Source organism: Paenibacillus sp. FSL H8-0034, from assembly GCF_038000305.1.
Taxonomy (GTDB): Bacteria; Bacillota; Bacilli; order Paenibacillales; family NBRC-103111; genus Paenibacillus_S.
Genome location: NZ_JBBOBS010000001.1, coordinates 3,224,525 through 3,241,101 on the forward strand (window position 1 = coordinate 3,224,525; position 16,577 = coordinate 3,241,101).

Annotated in this window: 18 protein-coding genes and 1 tRNA gene; 17 read left to right on the plus strand and 2 right to left on the minus strand. The window is 45.0% G+C overall.

The window, feature by feature from the left end:
• Positions 1-4: 4 nt before the first annotated feature.
• The 15 genes from NST47_RS14395 to NST47_RS14465 all read left to right on the plus strand — a co-directional run bounded on the left by NST47_RS14395 (position 5) and on the right by NST47_RS14465 (position 11,836).
• Complete coding sequence (locus NST47_RS14395) at positions 5-625, plus strand: YphA family membrane protein (protein ID WP_341155762.1); 621 nt, start codon at positions 5-7, stop codon at positions 623-625.
• Positions 626-766: 141 nt separating this feature from the next.
• Entirely contained in the window at positions 767-2,089 is a 1,323-nt protein-coding gene (gene der, locus NST47_RS14400; RefSeq protein ID WP_341155763.1) for a ribosome biogenesis GTPase Der, read from the plus strand.
• A gap of 9 nt (positions 2,090-2,098) precedes the next feature.
• A complete protein-coding gene (gene plsY, locus NST47_RS14405) occupies positions 2,099-2,695 on the plus strand; it encodes a glycerol-3-phosphate 1-O-acyltransferase PlsY (RefSeq protein WP_341155764.1) in 597 nt (198 codons plus the stop codon).
• Positions 2,696-2,709: 14 nt separating this feature from the next.
• The gene (locus NST47_RS14410) at positions 2,710-3,717 is read left to right on the plus strand and encodes an NAD(P)H-dependent glycerol-3-phosphate dehydrogenase (protein ID WP_341155765.1); all 1,008 of its coding nucleotides are present in this window, start codon (positions 2,710-2,712) and stop codon (positions 3,715-3,717) included.
• Between the two features lie 267 nt (positions 3,718-3,984).
• The gene (locus NST47_RS14415; RefSeq protein WP_341155766.1) at positions 3,985-4,263 is read left to right on the plus strand and encodes a stage VI sporulation protein F; all 279 of its coding nucleotides are present in this window, start codon (positions 3,985-3,987) and stop codon (positions 4,261-4,263) included.
• 150 nt (positions 4,264-4,413) lie between these two features.
• Positions 4,414-4,593, plus strand: coding sequence for a DUF2768 family protein (locus tag NST47_RS14420; protein WP_076227637.1), 180 nt, complete (start codon positions 4,414-4,416; stop codon positions 4,591-4,593).
• A 19-nt stretch (positions 4,594-4,612) separates the two neighbouring features.
• Positions 4,613-4,906 (plus strand): 2Fe-2S iron-sulfur cluster-binding protein, encoded by a 294-nt coding sequence (locus NST47_RS14425; protein WP_341155767.1) that lies wholly within the window; start codon positions 4,613-4,615, stop codon positions 4,904-4,906.
• A gap of 58 nt (positions 4,907-4,964) precedes the next feature.
• Positions 4,965-5,567, plus strand: coding sequence for a nucleotidyltransferase domain-containing protein (locus NST47_RS14430; RefSeq protein WP_341155768.1), 603 nt, complete (start codon positions 4,965-4,967; stop codon positions 5,565-5,567).
• A 33-nt stretch (positions 5,568-5,600) separates the two neighbouring features.
• Complete coding sequence (locus NST47_RS14435) at positions 5,601-5,936, plus strand: 2Fe-2S iron-sulfur cluster-binding protein (protein WP_341155769.1); 336 nt, start codon at positions 5,601-5,603, stop codon at positions 5,934-5,936.
• Between the two features lie 3 nt (positions 5,937-5,939).
• Positions 5,940-6,686 carry a hypothetical protein gene (locus NST47_RS14440; protein ID WP_341155770.1) on the plus strand — a complete coding sequence of 249 codons (747 nt, stop codon included), beginning with the start codon at positions 5,940-5,942 and terminating at the stop codon, positions 6,684-6,686.
• A gap of 276 nt (positions 6,687-6,962) precedes the next feature.
• A complete protein-coding gene (spoIVA, locus tag NST47_RS14445; RefSeq protein WP_076227629.1) occupies positions 6,963-8,441 on the plus strand; it encodes a stage IV sporulation protein A in 1,479 nt (492 codons plus the stop codon).
• A 191-nt stretch (positions 8,442-8,632) separates the two neighbouring features.
• Positions 8,633-8,908 (plus strand): HU family DNA-binding protein, encoded by a 276-nt coding sequence (locus NST47_RS14450; protein ID WP_076227627.1) that lies wholly within the window; start codon positions 8,633-8,635, stop codon positions 8,906-8,908.
• 411 nt (positions 8,909-9,319) lie between these two features.
• Entirely contained in the window at positions 9,320-9,577 is a 258-nt protein-coding gene (locus tag NST47_RS14455) for a YolD-like family protein (RefSeq protein ID WP_341155771.1), read from the plus strand.
• A 224-nt stretch (positions 9,578-9,801) separates the two neighbouring features.
• Positions 9,802-9,875, plus strand: a tRNA-Pro gene (locus tag NST47_RS14460).
• Positions 9,876-10,459: 584 nt separating this feature from the next.
• Positions 10,460-11,836, plus strand: coding sequence for a sulfatase family protein (locus tag NST47_RS14465; protein ID WP_341155772.1), 1,377 nt, complete (start codon positions 10,460-10,462; stop codon positions 11,834-11,836).
• Between the two features lie 59 nt (positions 11,837-11,895).
• Here NST47_RS14465 and NST47_RS14470 read toward each other — a convergent pair whose 3' ends face one another.
• Both NST47_RS14470 and NST47_RS14475 read right to left on the minus strand, forming a co-directional pair.
• A complete protein-coding gene (locus NST47_RS14470; protein WP_076227622.1) occupies positions 11,896-12,582 on the minus strand; it encodes a response regulator transcription factor in 687 nt (228 codons plus the stop codon).
• Positions 12,583-12,657: 75 nt separating this feature from the next.
• On the minus strand, positions 12,658-14,133 hold the full coding sequence (locus tag NST47_RS14475; protein WP_341155773.1) for a HAMP domain-containing sensor histidine kinase: 1,476 nt from the start codon (positions 14,131-14,133) through the stop codon (positions 12,658-12,660).
• 157 nt (positions 14,134-14,290) lie between these two features.
• Between NST47_RS14475 and NST47_RS14480 the strand changes: the two genes are divergently transcribed.
• Both NST47_RS14480 and NST47_RS14485 read left to right on the plus strand, forming a co-directional pair.
• Entirely contained in the window at positions 14,291-15,613 is a 1,323-nt protein-coding gene (locus NST47_RS14480; protein ID WP_341155774.1) for an ABC transporter substrate-binding protein, read from the plus strand.
• 67 nt (positions 15,614-15,680) lie between these two features.
• On the plus strand, positions 15,681-16,568 hold the full coding sequence (locus NST47_RS14485) for a carbohydrate ABC transporter permease (protein WP_341155775.1): 888 nt from the start codon (positions 15,681-15,683) through the stop codon (positions 16,566-16,568).
• The last annotated feature ends 9 nt before the right edge of the window (positions 16,569-16,577 follow it).

Consider the following 16,577-nt stretch of genomic DNA (forward strand, 5'->3'; position numbering starts at 1 on the left):
GCTAATGATCATCACGATAATTTTGTTTATCAGCGGCTGGAAGGATTTTTTGTTGAGAGGTATAACTTCCAGAGTGATACTTCTTTTTTTTGTTTTGTGGATCATCGGGAATTGCTTGGTCATCTCGCTACCGTTTGGAACCTTGGCTGTCTGGGTTCCTGTTTTGTTAATTATGGTGTTATGCATTTTGTGGAAGCTGCCGGGAGCGCTGTATCATAAGCTCCATATTATATCGGTTGGTGCTTTGATGGGGTCATTGTCGTTTTTTATGCAGGAGACGGTTCAACTGATGCCTGCTTCCATATACGGAAACTTGGAGCTTGCTATGGCGCTGTCTATCGGGGTTTTGGCAGTAATTACCATCAAGCACCCTTCTGCACAGATAGCGGCTATTTCGATTGGTCTGCTGCTTGGTGAGGGTTACATCATCTATATTAACAAAAGGCATGTTGGTATGGAGTTGGGTTCCTTACGCTTGCAGGATCGATGGTGGCTGACCCTTGTGGTGACAAGAAGCTTGTCCATTGGTTTAATGTATACATTTTTGGCCGGAAAGCACGGTATGATCCGCATGGCGAACGTAATTAAGGCAGGAGTCAAAAAAATAAATAATAAGAATGATTAGCCGCGATTATCCAATCGGTTGATCATTTTAAATACATAGCCAGCATTTACATTGATTTCGGATAAGTCAAATGCTATGATGTAAGTTGTGGAATTTTTCGAGTTGCGAATTTTGCTTCACCCAAGAAAGGAATGAAGTTTAGTGGCGAGACCTATAGTAGCCATTGTTGGCCGACCGAATGTCGGGAAATCGACGATTTTTAACCGGATCGTTGGCGACAGGCTTGCAATTGTAGAGGATATGCCCGGAGTAACCCGGGATCGTTTGTATGGAGTTGGAGAATGGCTGGATCACAATTTCAGTGTCATCGATACCGGCGGTATTGAGATAGAAGGGGATAGCGAACTGTTAAAATCGGTTCGTGCCCAGGCAGAGCTGGCTATCGAGGAATCCGATGTTATTATTTTTATGGTTGATGGCAAAGCAGGGATTACTGCGGCGGATTCTGAGGTAGCAGAGCTTTTATTTCGTGCCAAGAAGCCCATTGTGCTTGCCGTTAACAAAATCGATAACATCAAGCGACAGGATGATATTTACGAGTTTTACAGCCTAGGCTTCGGAACTCCATATGGGATTTCAGGCTCACATGGTACAGGGCTCGGAGATTTATTGGATGCGGTTGTCGAAAACTTTCCTGAGGATAATGAAGAGGAATATGGGGAGGATGTTATTCGTGTTGCGCTCATCGGCCGACCGAATGTGGGCAAATCCTCACTTGTCAATGCGATTCTTGGCGAGGATCGGGTTATCGTCAGTGATGTTGCAGGTACGACCCGTGATGCAATTGACACCCCGTTTGAACGGGATGGACAGAAATATGTCATTATCGATACGGCAGGTATGCGTAAACGCGGTAAGGTATATGAAAACACGGAAAAATACAGTGTTATGCGCGCGATGAAAGCCATTGAACGGGCTGATGTGGCTCTTGTGCTGATTAATGGTGAAGAAGGCATTATCGAACAGGACAAGCATGTAGCCGGTTACGCGCATGAAGCGGGTAAAGCAGCTATTTTCGTCGTCAACAAATGGGATATGGTAGAAAAGGACGAGAAAACGATGAAGGAATTTTCACAAAAGATTCGTGATCATTTTCTGTTCATGACCTATGCGCCCATCGTGTTTCTTTCTGCCAAAACCAAATCGCGGTTACATAAGCTGCTTCCTGTTGTCGTTCAGGTAGCTGAACAGCATGCGCTTCGTATTGCGACCCATGTTTTGAACGATGTGATATCGGATGCGGTAGCTATTAACCCGCCACCGACAGACAAAGGTAGAAGACTAAGAATCAACTACGCGACTCAGGTTACTGTGAAACCGCCGACAATTATTGTTTTTGTCAATGATCCGGAAATGATGCATTTCTCTTACGAGCGTTACCTGGAAAATAAAATTCGTGCTGCTTTTGGATTTGTTGGAACACCAATGAGGCTGTTTTCGCGGAAAAAATCAGATGATGAATAGGAGCGGTGCGTGGTGTGGTATGTCATACCCATCCTGATCGGATATTTGCTCGGTTCGGTCAGCTTTAGCTTGTTGGCAGGAAAGCTGCTCAAAGGGATTGATATCCGAAATCATGGCAGCGGTAATGCGGGAGCAACCAATACGTTACGGGTTCTTGGTGTAGGACCTGGGGTTACGGTGCTGCTGTTGGATGCTTTAAAGGGAGTTATTGCCGTCATGCTCGGAAGCTGGTTAGGTGACGGCAGCTCGTTATTATTGGTGTTGTGTGGTGTCGCTGCTATCGCAGGGCACAACTGGCCGATATTTTATGGTTTTCGCGGCGGCAAAGGGATTGCCACCACGATCGGTGTAATGATCACGCTTGCTTTTGTTCCTGTTTTAATTGCTGGTGCAGCCGCTATACTCGTTATTGCGATTACTCGATATGTTTCCTTGGGGTCTCTGCTTCTTACCGCACTCTTACCTATCCTTATCTGGTCAATGGGTTTCCCTATGGAAATATTCATCGTGAGCTTAATCCTATTCGTATTCGCTTGGTATCGTCATCGCAGCAACATCGTAAAGCTCCTCAATGGAAAAGAGAACAAGCTGGGTGCAAAAAAATAATCGGAGGTGGGCTCATGCCTCGAAAAGTATCTGTGCTTGTAGCTGGAAGCTGGGGAACCGCGATTGCCTCCGTGCTGGCGGAAAACCAACTGGATGTCACCTTATGGTCACGTAATGAAGAGCAGGTTATGGAAATTAATCAGGAGCATCGCAACCACCGGTTTCTGGGGGATACGGTGCTGTCTGATAAGATTCGCGCAACGAACTCGATGGAAGAAGCATTATTTCAAGCCGATGCGGTAATCGTGGTTGCACCTTCCTCTGCTCTGCGGAGTGTGGCTTCACAAATGAGGGCGTTCTTGTCAAAAGAAACGCTTCTTATTCATGCGACCAAAGGCTTCGAGGCAGACAGCCTGAAACGGATGAGCACGGTATTAGCTGATGAGCTGCCCGATTATGATGCGGCTTCCATCGTCGTGTTATCCGGTCCGAGTCATGCGGAGGAAGTCATTAAGCAATGCCCGACCACCGTCGTTGTCGCTTCGGAAAGTATGGCTGCTGCTGAAGCCGCCCAGGATCTATTGATCAATTCTTATTTTCGTGTATACACGAATCCGGATGTCGTTGGTGTGGAGGTGAGCGGCGCCTTAAAAAATATTATTGCTTTGGGTGCCGGTTTAACTGACGGTTTGGAATTTGGGGATAATGCGAAGGCAGCCTTGCTGACCCGGGGGTTAGCTGAAATATCCCGTCTCGGAACGGCAATGGGGGGGAATCCGCTTACTTTTGCCGGTTTGGCAGGTATCGGTGATCTGGTGGTTACCTGCACGAGCAAGCACAGCCGTAATTGGCGGGCCGGTTATTTGTTGGCTCAGGGTAAACCGCTCCCTGAGGTGCTGCAGGAAATGGGAATGGTTGTAGAGGGTGTCAAAACGACACAGGCTGCTTACAGGTTATCCCGACAGTATGAAGTCACAATGCCGATTGCTGAACAGCTGTATGAGGTGTTGTTTAATGGGAAAGAGCCGATTGCGGCTGCGGACGACTTGATGGGCCGTGGACGTAAAGATGAAATTGACTGAATCAGACAAGCCTCTATAAACAAACTGAACGCTTTTAGTCAGCCGCCTACACGGTTGATATCCCTCCTTCATAAAATACTTCAGTAGGACTGGGAACAGCCTACCAAGCTGCTTTGCTGTAAAAGCTCAGAGGATGCTCGCGAAGTTAGCCTATCTGGGAAGTGGCTCAGCGATTGTTTGCGATGCTAGCTTTCCGCATGAGAAGCTTTAGCTGGCAATTGCTTACGAAGATAGCTTTCCTAAAGGAAAGCTTGTAGGAGGGATTTAATGGCTAATAAGGATGTATCCAAGGATGTACTCAACGCTGTCAAGAAAAAAACCGGTAAAAGTGTCAGCGAGAAGGACATTCATAAACTCGCTAGCGCAGTCAAGCCTTCCACCTTGCAAAGTGATGCACAATTGAAGCAGCTCATTAAGCAGGTATCCGGTCTTGTGAATGTACCCGTATCGGAGGCAACGGTTAATGAATTGATTCATGCTATCAAAAGCAGCAAGATGAGCGCAGGCAACATGGAGCAAATGGTGAAAATGATTTCCAAAAAGTGATCGGTTCCGGCATGAGACATTCCTCGGGGAATGGCTTGTGCTTTTTTTCTGTCACATAGGCTTCACGGCTTGAAGTCACGTTGCTGTGTGAATTATGGTATAATAGGGCATGTTTAGGCCTATTTGATTTATATAAGGAGCAGCGAATAAATGAGTCCAATGGATAAAATGTGGGCATCGTTCGTGGCCATCGGGTTGATGGCAGGAGCGTCCTTCTTGATTTCATACGCAAGAAACCGTACAAGAGGTGTTATACGGATTATTTTGTCTATCATTGCTTTTCTGATGTTTGTACCCATTTTGCTGTACATGGTAGTGTCTATTTTGTAAATGGAGGATTAAACTCGCTATGGTATTGCTCAACGGGCGTAAGGTGCAAAAGCAAGTAGAAGGAGAAAGCGGACTGACCGTATTGGATCTGGCTCTCAAGCATGAAGTGGATTGGGGGTTTGCCTGTACTCGAGGTACTTGCGCACGCTGTCGTTGTCTGGTAACAGAAGGACGGGAGCATCTTAAAGAAGTGACGGATGCGGAGTGGGATCGTTTGGAGCCCGAGGAATTGGATGCGGGATACCGTCTTGCTTGTCAGGCGGTTATAAAAGAAGATGGACCGGTAACGATAACGCACAAACCGTACTTTTAATGAAGGGTCCTGACATCCGGTTATAACGAACGACAAGGTTTGCAGGGGGGATTAACAGATGTATGCATGGGAAACGCTCACAGGACCGCTCAGAACGATTCAGGACTGCTTACGGGAGGTTGAGGCGACTTGGCTTGTAGGTGGAAGCTGTGGGCTGCTGCTGCAGGATGTTGCTCTGACCGCTGCTCCTCGTGATCTGGACCTGTATGTTGACGCTGAGGGAGCACTTGAGCTTCATCAAGCTTTGTCCGACTATGCTACAGATTCCCAGGTTGAAGACCGTTCTTCCATCTATCGCTCTATTCTGAGTCATTACAGGATTGAAGGGGCCAAGGTTGAACTTGTAGGAGGATTTGAAGTTACGAGTAAGGATAGCTTATATAAAGTGGAAGTGGACTTTTTACACAAGCACTATAGTCCAAAGATTCATTTAACAGGAGAGGCTCCTACAAGGGAAATTTTGGAGACGCTGCATGTAATGCCCTTGGAGCACGAGCTTATCTTTAATGTTCTTCGCAATCGTCCGGATCGTTATGAGGCTATCGCGGCGGTGATGAAAAGTCGGCAACCGGCATGGAGTCATGCTATGGAGGCTTTGGTAGAGCGTAATGCTTGCAGTGAATCCCTTATTCATGAGCTCCAAAGACTTCTGCTGACGTAAACCGATGAGGTTGGATTAAGGAGTGAAGATGATATGGGAGCTAATGTGAGTTTCGAACCGGATAACAAATCGTTCCAGGCCAAGCCGGGAATGTCGATTCTGGAAGTTTCCCGCAAGGCCAGAGTTCATATTCGAACGCGCTGTGACGGTAAGGCAGCTTGTTTAATGTGCAAGGTTATCGTGCCCGATCAGTCCGGTCTCGCTCCGCTCAATACGAACGAACGATTAAAGCTGGGAGGGCTGCAGGATCAGGGGTACCGGCTAGCCTGCCAAGCCAAGGTGACCGGGGATGTTACGGTAACGATTCCTGAAGACCCGCTCAAGGCTGCGATTCGCAAGCAGCTGGAAGCACAGCGAGAGGACGATTAGGTGATGAGAGAAAGTAAAAAGTCAGCTGTGGCCTTATTCATGTTGGGCTTGTGTATGCTGCTGCTGACAGGCTGTATGTATCCACAGGAGATGCGTAAGGAACAGCAGGTGGCTACAGGTGAATTTGTTGTTGTTGTTCAAAGCGCGATTGACCAATTTCAGGCCAAGACGCATGTGTTGCCGATTAAAAACAGTGAAGAAACGACGCCGATCTATGAAAAGTATCCGATTGATTTTAAAAAGCTTAAAGAACGTTCGTTGATCAGCAATGTGCCGGCGAATGCTTTTGAAAATGGCGGCAGCGTAATCTATGTCCTGGTTGATGTGGAAACCAAGCCGACGGTTAAGATGATGGACCTCACTTCTTTTCAAAAAACGGTTGAGGTTCAGAAGCTTGTAGACGAATATAAATCCAAAAATAATGGACAAATTCCTAAAGGAGAAGCAGTTTCTTCTGCCTTTTACCGAATTGATTTTGCAAAAATGAACAAAAAGCCGATTGTGGCGCAAAGTATGTATACCCGACAGGTACAGCTTCCTTTTCTCATGAATGATATGGGGCAGGTGGCTATCGATTACGCTGAGGAAATGATGCGGCTTATCGATAAAAAGTCGCTTCAGACCAGTTTAAATGACAAGCAGGACCTGAGAGAATTACTAGTCAAGGAATCTTATTATGTACCGGCTCGCTCCTACGCGTACCACTGGATTCATGGACAACCTACACCTGTTATGGGAGTGCCTATGTAAGCTTTCGTTGCACCAAAACGGTTTGTTAGCCTCTATCACCTTGAAGTTGAAGGGAGATAGAGGTTTTTTGCGTTGTTGCAGAATAATTGGCGCGTCCCGTTCATATAGTTTCAGAGAGATGATGCAGCGGCTTAGCTATGCCGTTATGAGCAAGGAGTGATAGCAAGAAAGTTCGGTTAAACAATTTATCATAATTGGCTAACTCGTACATATATTTTACTAATCTAAAAGAATAGTACGAGTTTCGCTTTATACCACCTGTAGGAGGGATTCTCATTGGAAAAAGTGGATATTTTTAAAGACATTGCAGAGCGTACGGGCGGGGATATTTACCTGGGGGTCGTAGGGGCGGTCCGTACGGGGAAGTCGACGTTTATCAAACGTTTCATGGAATCCATCGTGCTGCCGAATATTCAAAATGAAGCGGATCGGGCACGTGCAACGGATGAGCTCCCACAAAGCGCGGCGGGACGCACAATCATGACGACTGAACCGAAGTTTGTACCGAATACAGCTGTGCAGCTGCATGTAGCAGAAGGTTTGAATGTAAACGTTCGATTGGTTGATTGTGTCGGCTATGTCATAGATGGTGCCAAAGGCTACGAGGATGAGCATGGGCCGAGAATGATTAACACACCGTGGTTTGATGAAGCCATTCCGTTTCAGGAAGCGGCTGAGATCGGTACCCGAAAGGTCATTCAGGAGCATGCAACGCTTGGTGTGGTGATTACCACAGACGGCTCTATCGCGGAAATTCCGCGTTCCTCTTATGTAGATGCTGAAGATCGGATTATTAATGAGTTGAAAGAAGTAGGTAAACCGTTTATTGTGATTGTGAACTCAACCAAGCCTAATGGTGAGATTGCTCAGGAGCTAAGAAGCCAGCTTCAGGCAACACATGATATACCGGTAGTATCGATGAGTGTAGCCAATATGAATGAAGATGACATGATGTCTGTGCTGCGCGAGGTGCTTTACGAATTTCCTGTACATGAAGTTAACGTCAATCTTCCGAGTTGGGTTATGGTTCTGTCAGATAGTCACTGGCTGCGCTCCCACTTCGAGAATTCCGTTAGAGAGACGGTTCAGGATATTCGCAGGCTGCGCGATGTGGATCGTGTTGTCAGCCATTTCGAGGAATATGAGTTTATTGATAAAGCTGCCTTAGCGGGAATGAATATGGGCCAAGGCGTGGCTGAGATCGATTTGTATGCGCCCGATGAGCTGTATGACCGGATATTGATGGAGGTCGTCGGCGTTGAGATCCGCGGCAAGGATCACCTTCTGCAGATGATGCAGGAATTCAGTCATGCCAAAAGGGAATACGATCATTTTGCGGAAGCACTGGAAATGGTGAAAACGACTGGGTATGGCATAGCCCCTCCGTCACTTGCGGATATGGCACTGGATGAGCCGGAGCTCATTCGTCAAGGCTCACGCTTTGGCGTTAGGCTGAAGGCGACTGCGCCTTCGATTCACATGATCAGGGTCGATGTTGAATCCGAGTTCTCGCCGATTATCGGTACCGAGAAGCAAAGTGAAGAGCTGGTTCGATATTTGATGCAGGATTTCGAGGACAATCCATTGAAAATATGGGAGTCGGATATATTCGGAAGATCGCTTCATTCCATCGTTCGAGAGGGTATTCAAGGCAAGCTCGCCATGATGCCGGACAATGCGCGCTACAAGCTTCAAGAAACACTTGGTCGTATCATTAACGAAGGCTCAGGCGGATTAATTGCCATAATTTTGTAAAATAACAAATAATAGTGATGAAAATGCACTCCGAGGGGTGCATTTTTTGGTTTGTACTTGATAAAGTGCTGTGGGTGTATTAATATAATCTTGATTTGTTCGGTTTCCTTAATTTCCTATGTATATTTTTGAACATTTCAGTTAACAAAGAAAGTAACGGTATAAATTACTCTTGGGGGGAGGTGAATGGCATGAATAAATCTGAATTGATCAACAAAGTAGCAGAAACATCCGAGCTTTCCAAGAAGGATGCGACGAAAGCGGTTGAAGCTGTATTTGAAGCAATTTCCGAAGCCCTACAAGGTGGAGATAAAGTGCAATTAGTTGGATTTGGAAACTTTGAAGTTCGTGAACGTTCCGCTCGTAAAGGACGTAACCCGCAAACAGGCGAAGAAATCGAAATTCCTTCTAGCAAAATCCCTGCTTTCAAACCAGGCAAAGCTTTGAAAGATGGAATTCAATCATAATGTTTTTTCCTACATACTCATTTCTACATACTTCCATTGTATGAACTGATGGTATGAGCGACACCTTAACCTGAACTGGTTAAGGTGTCTTTTTTTGTTATGGTTGCCCGACATCATGAGTATTAGCACAACTCGGCAATGTGGATACTTGGAGTATCCATTGTATATAAGTGCTGTCAGATCGCCAGAAATGGAGTTTTAGAGCGATTTAACACATCAATACGTAGGTCGTCTTATGTACGCAAGGTAAGTCGCTTAGAACGTGCATGTATGCGCTCAAATATGAAAGCATTCCGCTCGTAATCTACAAGGGGAGCCTTTTTAAGTTAATCGTCCAAAAGTCCCTTGACTAATCGGTCAGCTCATCTGTTATAATGGGAACAAATGTTCTTATCGACGGAGGTTGTACATATGACATTAAGTAAGTGCCCAAGACCGGAATTAACGAAAAGTGAACAATCGGAGTTAATCGAACGATTATCGTCTTCAAGGTCTAATAATTTGAGTGTGAAGATTACGTTATACGGAGAATATGAGGACCGCCGAATAACTGGAATCGTAACAGGACTGGATCCACGGCTTCATTTTATTAAAATCGAGACAACGGGAACGAAGTGGGATTGGCATCTCATCGACTTCGCGAATGTGGTTGAGGTAGAGTTTGAATGAAAGCTTTCGGTGTTGCACAAGATCGAACCAAAAGGGGGTTGCAGATGTATTCGAATGGCTTCTACGTATAACTAAGTGAACCGCAAGTTGTATCGATTTGGGTTGCAAGGATCCGCGGCTGCGTGATATAATATGATCCAACGAACAGTAAAGATCGGTTCTCCATTTGAGCGAAAACACCACGTCCGACAAGCGTTTATGCCCGTAAGGAACCGAGGGAACAACGGATATTAGCGCAGCTTGGTAGCGCGCATCCTTGGGGTGGATGAGGTCGTCGGTTCAAATCCGGCATATCCGATACATGAAGTAGACCTTGCTTATGTGGGGTCTACTTTTATGAGAATATTCATTGATCGAAACAACTTCAAGGCCTGCAGAGGCTTTATAACTTATATCATATTAAAAGCCTTAGATAAGCTCTTTTTATAAAGAGACGATCTAAGGCTTTTTGCTGCGTGCGGGCCCAAGAAGCTGTGGCAGGTATGCTTCTTCGGATTCAATCTCTATAGCATATTTTCTCGCTATGGTTACTCGGTATTTGCGATCTAAAGTAATTGACCCAATGTATTTTGATGATGTCCCTCAGTACGTTTGGTATGCTCAAGCTGTTGCGGCAGCGGTAGACACTGAATGGATAACGGATGTAACCAAGCGAATGTAAGCTCGCTTCATACAGTACAGAATAAACAATAAGTAAAATGAATGACCAGTGAATCGCAAGGTGAATAAAACATTCAACTGTGAGATAAGCAGGATTCGAAGTAAAATAAAGTTGAATTTGATCTTGGAACTAGGTAAATGGCCTAAGTAGATACCGAGGGTTTTACTTGCTCAACAGCACTATTTATTTATGAATAGAAATAGTATAGGGAGGTTATAACCATGTCGATAAAAAAGCCCAATATTCTGTTTGTATTTCCGGACCAGTGGCGAAAACAGGCAGTAGGTTTTCGAAACGAGGATGAGGTGTACACACCCAACATTGACCGGTTTGCTGCGGAAAGTGTTGATTTGGATAACGCGATCAGTTGTTTCCCGCTTTGCTCGCCGAATCGCTCTGTCATGATGACGGGACGGTTCCCTCTATCCACAGGCGTAACGACGAACTGTAAGCTGGGGCTTCCTGTAAAGCTTCATGATGATGAGATTACGATCGGTAATATATTGAGCAGCGAGGGTTATCGTACCGGATATATTGGAAAGTGGCATCTGGACTTGCCCGAGCAGTCCTTCGTGCCTGAGCCGGAGTCCGGGGCAAGACACTGGGATGCTTACATCCCTCCAGGCCCCCGCAGATTTGGATTCGATTATTGGTATGCGTACAATGCCAATGATCAGCATATGGCCCCCCATTATTGGACGGATTCGCACCACCAGATTGTACCCCATGAGTGGTCGACCAAGCATGAAACAGATGTAGCGATTGAGTTCATACGAGAGCACAATGCAGAACAACCCTTTTGCCTGTTTGTATCGTGGAATCCGCCTCATCAGCCTTTTGAGCAGGTGCCAGATTCGTATAAAGCTTTGTATGCTGATCAGCCAATTCATCTTCGTCCCAATGTTCTTGGGGAAGGCACAGAACAAGCGCAGCAGCATATACGGGATTATTATGCTGCTGTGTCAGGAACCGATCACGAATTTGGTCGATTACTTGCCGTGCTGGAAGAGGAGGGCCTTGCCGAAGATACGATCGTTGTCCTTACATCTGATCATGGCGAAATGATGGGGGGCCATGGATGGCTTGAACACAAAAATGTATGGTATGAGGAGTCTATAGCTGTTCCCTTTTTTATCCGTTATCCTCGTGAATTGAAACCACGTCAAGACTCTATATTGTTCAACAGTGCCGATATCGTTCCGACTTTGCTTGGCTTAATCGGGATATCAGTACCGGCGCACATTCAGGGTATTGACCATACGGGAATTATTCGCGGTGAGGAAGGAAAGCGACCTGCCTCGACATTTATTTGTCATTATCCAGGAGTTGTAAATGAACACGAGCTGGCGCAGCAGCGGGGAGACAACATCAACGCTTACGGTTGGCGAGGTGTACGTACTTCCCGCTATACCTATGTCGTCCAGAAATCAATCCATGATCAAGGCGCCAAGCGGTTGTTGTATGATAATGAGCAGGATCCGTATCAGATGTTTCCAATCGAATTTAATGGGGTTCCTGATGATTCGGTTGCCTTGGAGCTGGAGAATGAGCTTCAATCCTGGTTGATCAAACTTGAAGATGAATTTTCTTTAATCTGAGAATGAACGACATAGATAGCCCCTGTTTGGTTGTGAAGCCAAAGCAGGGGCTATATGATTTACAGCTTTCTCAACACTTCGAAAATACGTAATTCGTTGACGGACCGTATGACTTCAGCGATGCTGGATTGGTGGAATTTTTTTAATAAGCTGTTGATTTGTTTTTTGATCGTTTCGTATTCAACACTGCGTTCTTCCGCAATTTGCTTTCTGGACTTACCCTCGCATAACAAACGAAGCACCTGAAGCTCACTTGGCGTTAATTCGGAGATGATCTGGATGATGTAAAGCAGACTGCTTTCGGTTCGCTTTACTCTGGCAAATTCCTCCCTGATTTTCTCAGCGATCATTGGACGGATAGGTGAACGGTTATGATAGGCGGAAAGAATAGCTTCGATCACCTCCTCATTCGTCGATGTCTTGAGTAAATAATCGATAATTCCAGTTTGAAAAGCAGAAAAGATAAAATTTTCGTCTTTGTGCACGGTAAGTACAATAATTTTGATATGAGGCAGCTTTTCGTTGATTTGTCGGGCCGCATCAATCCCTGCATATGAGCTTTCCATTTCAATGTCCATTAAAATGATATCCGGCTGCTCGATTGCTGCATGCATGATGGTTTCATATCCGGAGGATGCTTTGGCCACACATTCCATTTGGTCAGATTGAGCTATGACTCGTTCCAATCTTCTACGATGGGCTTCCATATCATCTGCAATCAATATGCGAATCTTTTTTTCTGGCATGGAGGATCCCCCTTGTTCTAGCTATCATAATAATTGGGTAGAGCTTAGGGTGAATAAAGTATTCCCCCTTGTCGTCTAAATTAAAGGTAAAAAGATGGTGAATTTAGTGCCTTGGCCTATCAGGCTTTCCGCCTGAATTTTACCATCGTGGCCGGTAACGATCTTGTGACAGTAAGAAAGACCGATTCCCCAATTATTCACCGAGGACTTGGTAGTGAAAAAAGGATCGAAAATCATATCCAGATGGTCTTCGGGAACGCCGGGTCCATTGTCAGTGATTTGAATGATTCCCCAGCCGTTATGGTGATAGGTTTCAATCAGGATAAGGCCATCTTCCTGCCGGGACAGAGAATCTGTGGCATTCTCCAGCAGGTTATACAGAGTCTCACTCATATGATGCAGATCCATATAGACTAATGATTGCGGGTCTTCCAATTTCACCTGTATGTCGGCTTTGCTTTCGCTTACCTTGAAGAAGGACAACACCTGCTTGACAGGCTGATCGAGAGAAAGCGGCTGCAGATTTAATTCAATGTTCTTCAGCTTGTCAGCTGCCTGGTCAATGCTTTCCATCGCCGAACCGCACGAATTTAAAATGAGCTGTAAACTATAAGCAGTTTCTTCGTCCCCGTTACTCCGCTCCTTCACATATTCAGCTTCCGATTGAATTGCGATTAAGTGATTTTTTAAAGCATGCGTAAAAGCTCTTGTCCCCAAGGTTGCTGTATCTATACTTTTATTAATTTGAATATCCCGGTTAATACGATACGATTCGATGGATTTGAACTTGTACACAATAAATATGATGAACGTTAAAGCCAAATAAACACTGTATGGAAGTACATACAGAACAAGCGGATGCGAGTCGAGAGGAGGCTGCAAATAGTTGTAGTAGCCTTCCATATAGGTAGCTTTGACCAGGTTTTTGGGAGCCCATGAAAATAGCAGCAAATGAATGATAACTACCGGAATCAAAGCAAGGATATGAAAGGCGGTCAGATTTTTAATGAATTTAATTTTGGGATAGTTGATGTAATAGTGCAGCAATAAACCAAAGGCGAGCATCACCATGACGTATTTTATATGTTTTAATACAAAATCCAGAGCTCCCAGAATGGGAATAGAGTTCAATTGCTGCTGCCACACAATATTAAGTGCAGGATCAAAGGCAAGGAGCTGGAATACCATCAACATACCGACTACAACATACACGATACGTTGTATTTTCGGTTTCATATTGCGTGTGAAGGATACAGCAAATAGAAGCAGGGAGCTATAAAAAATAATGACCCCCCCATTCAACATACGGATGAGCAGGTTAGGGTTGAATTTAGTCAGCACCAGATAGTTCCAGGTTCCCGGACTGAAGTTAAAGAATGAGTGAATAATATTGTAATAATAATTAAACTTGCTTAAATAGAGAGTAAACGAAATGAATGAGAGCACCCATCCGACGATAATTCCATACAAAAAACGGGTAGAAGAGTTGTTCAGTTTTTTATAGGTAAATAAGATAGAGGAGATAAGAAACAACAGGGTTACGAAGATCATATAGGCTACCTCATGACTGATTAACACCCGAATCCAGCAGCGTTCGCATCGCACCGTGGGGGAATAAAACTTTCAACTGTCGGGCGTTCCTAATCCCAAATATAATGAAGCTATTAAAGCGCATTCAAAGCATAACAAAACAAAAGGTGGTTGTAAAATGAAAAAAATAATGAATCTGGCTCTAACAGGCACACTGGTTGCAGGACTTGCAGCTGGTTGTACTCCAGTCAAGGAGACCTCTAATGAAGGTGCTGCAAAGCCTGCTGGAGAGAATACTAAGCCTGTTTCTTTAAAAATGACTGTACTTCCGGACGACCTCGATACCTTCAAGCTGGTATTTGAAGAGTATAAGAAAGAGAACCCGAATATCACGGTCCAATTGGATACAATTCCCCAACAACAGTATTATGACAAGCTGCGTCTTCAACTATCCTCGGGGGATGACATCGATTTGATTGGCGGAAATATGGACGTATTCCTGGATACGGGAATTCTGGAGCCACTTGATGATTACATTAAAAAAAGCAATGTGGATGTCTCTGGTTTCGGACCGCTGTATGACAACCTGAAGGTGAACGATAAAATGTATGGTTTGCCTTACCGGAAATCGAATTGGATGCTGTATTACAATAAAACACTGTTCGATAAAATGAATGTTCCTTATCCGAAAGCAGATATGACCTGGGAAGACTTCCGTGAGTTAGCCAAAAAAATGACCCAAGGCGAAGGCGCCAACAAAATGTACGGTGCATTTCTCCATCCATGGGCTCAAACCTGGTATATCCAGGCTGTACAAACGGGAGCTTCTATTATCGACAAGGATTTAACCCCGTTTAAGAACGCACTCCAGTTCCGCATGGACATGGAGAATGATGGTTCAATTATGTCCTGGGCAGAGCAAATTACGACCTCGGCTCATTACAATTCCGCCTTTCAAAAAGGGAATGTAGCGATGAACCTGATCGGAGATTGGCATATTGCCCAACTGCGAACAGCTGAGCAAGAGAAGAAAATTAATTTTGATTGGGATGTCGTTCCTGTGCCGCATCCTGCTGGAGTAGCTCCGAACACCAGTCTGGCGACTCCCGTTTCCTTGATGCTGAACAAGGCTTCCAAGCACAAAGAAGAAGCATTTAAGCTTCTCCAGTTTATGACCACCGCCAAAGGCGCTAAGATATTCGCAGCCAAAGGCTTTCTTACAGGCTACACGAATGATGATATTCGCAAAGCCTATATAGGGGACGGAAGTATGAAGCCCACAAATATTCATTACTTTGTCGAGCAAAAGGAGTATCCGGAATATCCACTGCTGCCTGGTATTAAAAATATTGTACTCAACAATATTTACAAGCAGGAAGGAGAAATGGCACTGACCAAAGCTCAAACTGCAGACCAGGCTATTCAAAAAATAGGCGAGCGCATTCAGAAGGAATGGGCGGACAAATACGGTAAAGATTTCAAAGCAGCAGCGAAAAAATAATGAATTCCAATCGAACTTCACTTGAGCCAAGTGAAGTTCGATTGCTAAGAATAGGAGTTGAACCGTGATGAGAACGAACAGAACCTTCTTCACCCGAGATCGCAAAGTGGGATACACCTTTTTGCTGCCCAACATGATTGGCTTTCTGGTGTTCATCTGCTTCCCGGTAGTAGCCTCGTTTTTGATGAGCTTTACAGATTGGAACGGATTCGGACAAATCGAGTTCGCCGGCCTGTCCAATTATACCCGACTTTGGGGAGATGAAACCTTCCGGATTTCGCTTATGAACAGCTTGATTATGACTATTGTGTCTGTACCGGCAACCTTGTTTCTGGCCATATTGGCCGCAGTGGCTCTGAATAAAGGAGTCAAGGGCGTCAAGCTGTTCCGCACAGCGATTTTCATGCCCCATATTACCGCAACGATTGCCGTCGCTGTTGTATGGCAATTGCTATACAATCCTTCGATGGGACCTATTAACGGACTGCTGCGAAGCTTAGGTGTCGAGCAGCCGCCTATGTGGCTGGCGTCAACCACATGGGCGCTTCCCTCTGTGATCATCGTAAGCATATGGCATTCTGTAGGTTATTACATGGTTCTGTATTTGGCTGGATTACAAGGCATACCCAAAGATCTGTATGAAGCAGCTTCGCTTGACGGAGCCGGGAAAACCTCGCAATTCAGGAATATTACTATACCAATGCTATCACCCGTTATCTTTTTTACAGTCATTATCGGCATTATCAATTCATTTAAAGTTTTCGATATGGTCTACGTGCTGACCAAGGGTGGACCAGGGCGTTCGACGCATGTGCTTGTATACGATATTTATTACACAGCCTTCCAACGATATGAATACGGTTACGCATCGGCAATGGCATATGTGCTTTTTGCAATTATTTTGGTGATTACCTGGATTCAATTCAAAGGGCAAAAAAAATGGGTGAATTATTAAGCAAGTCAA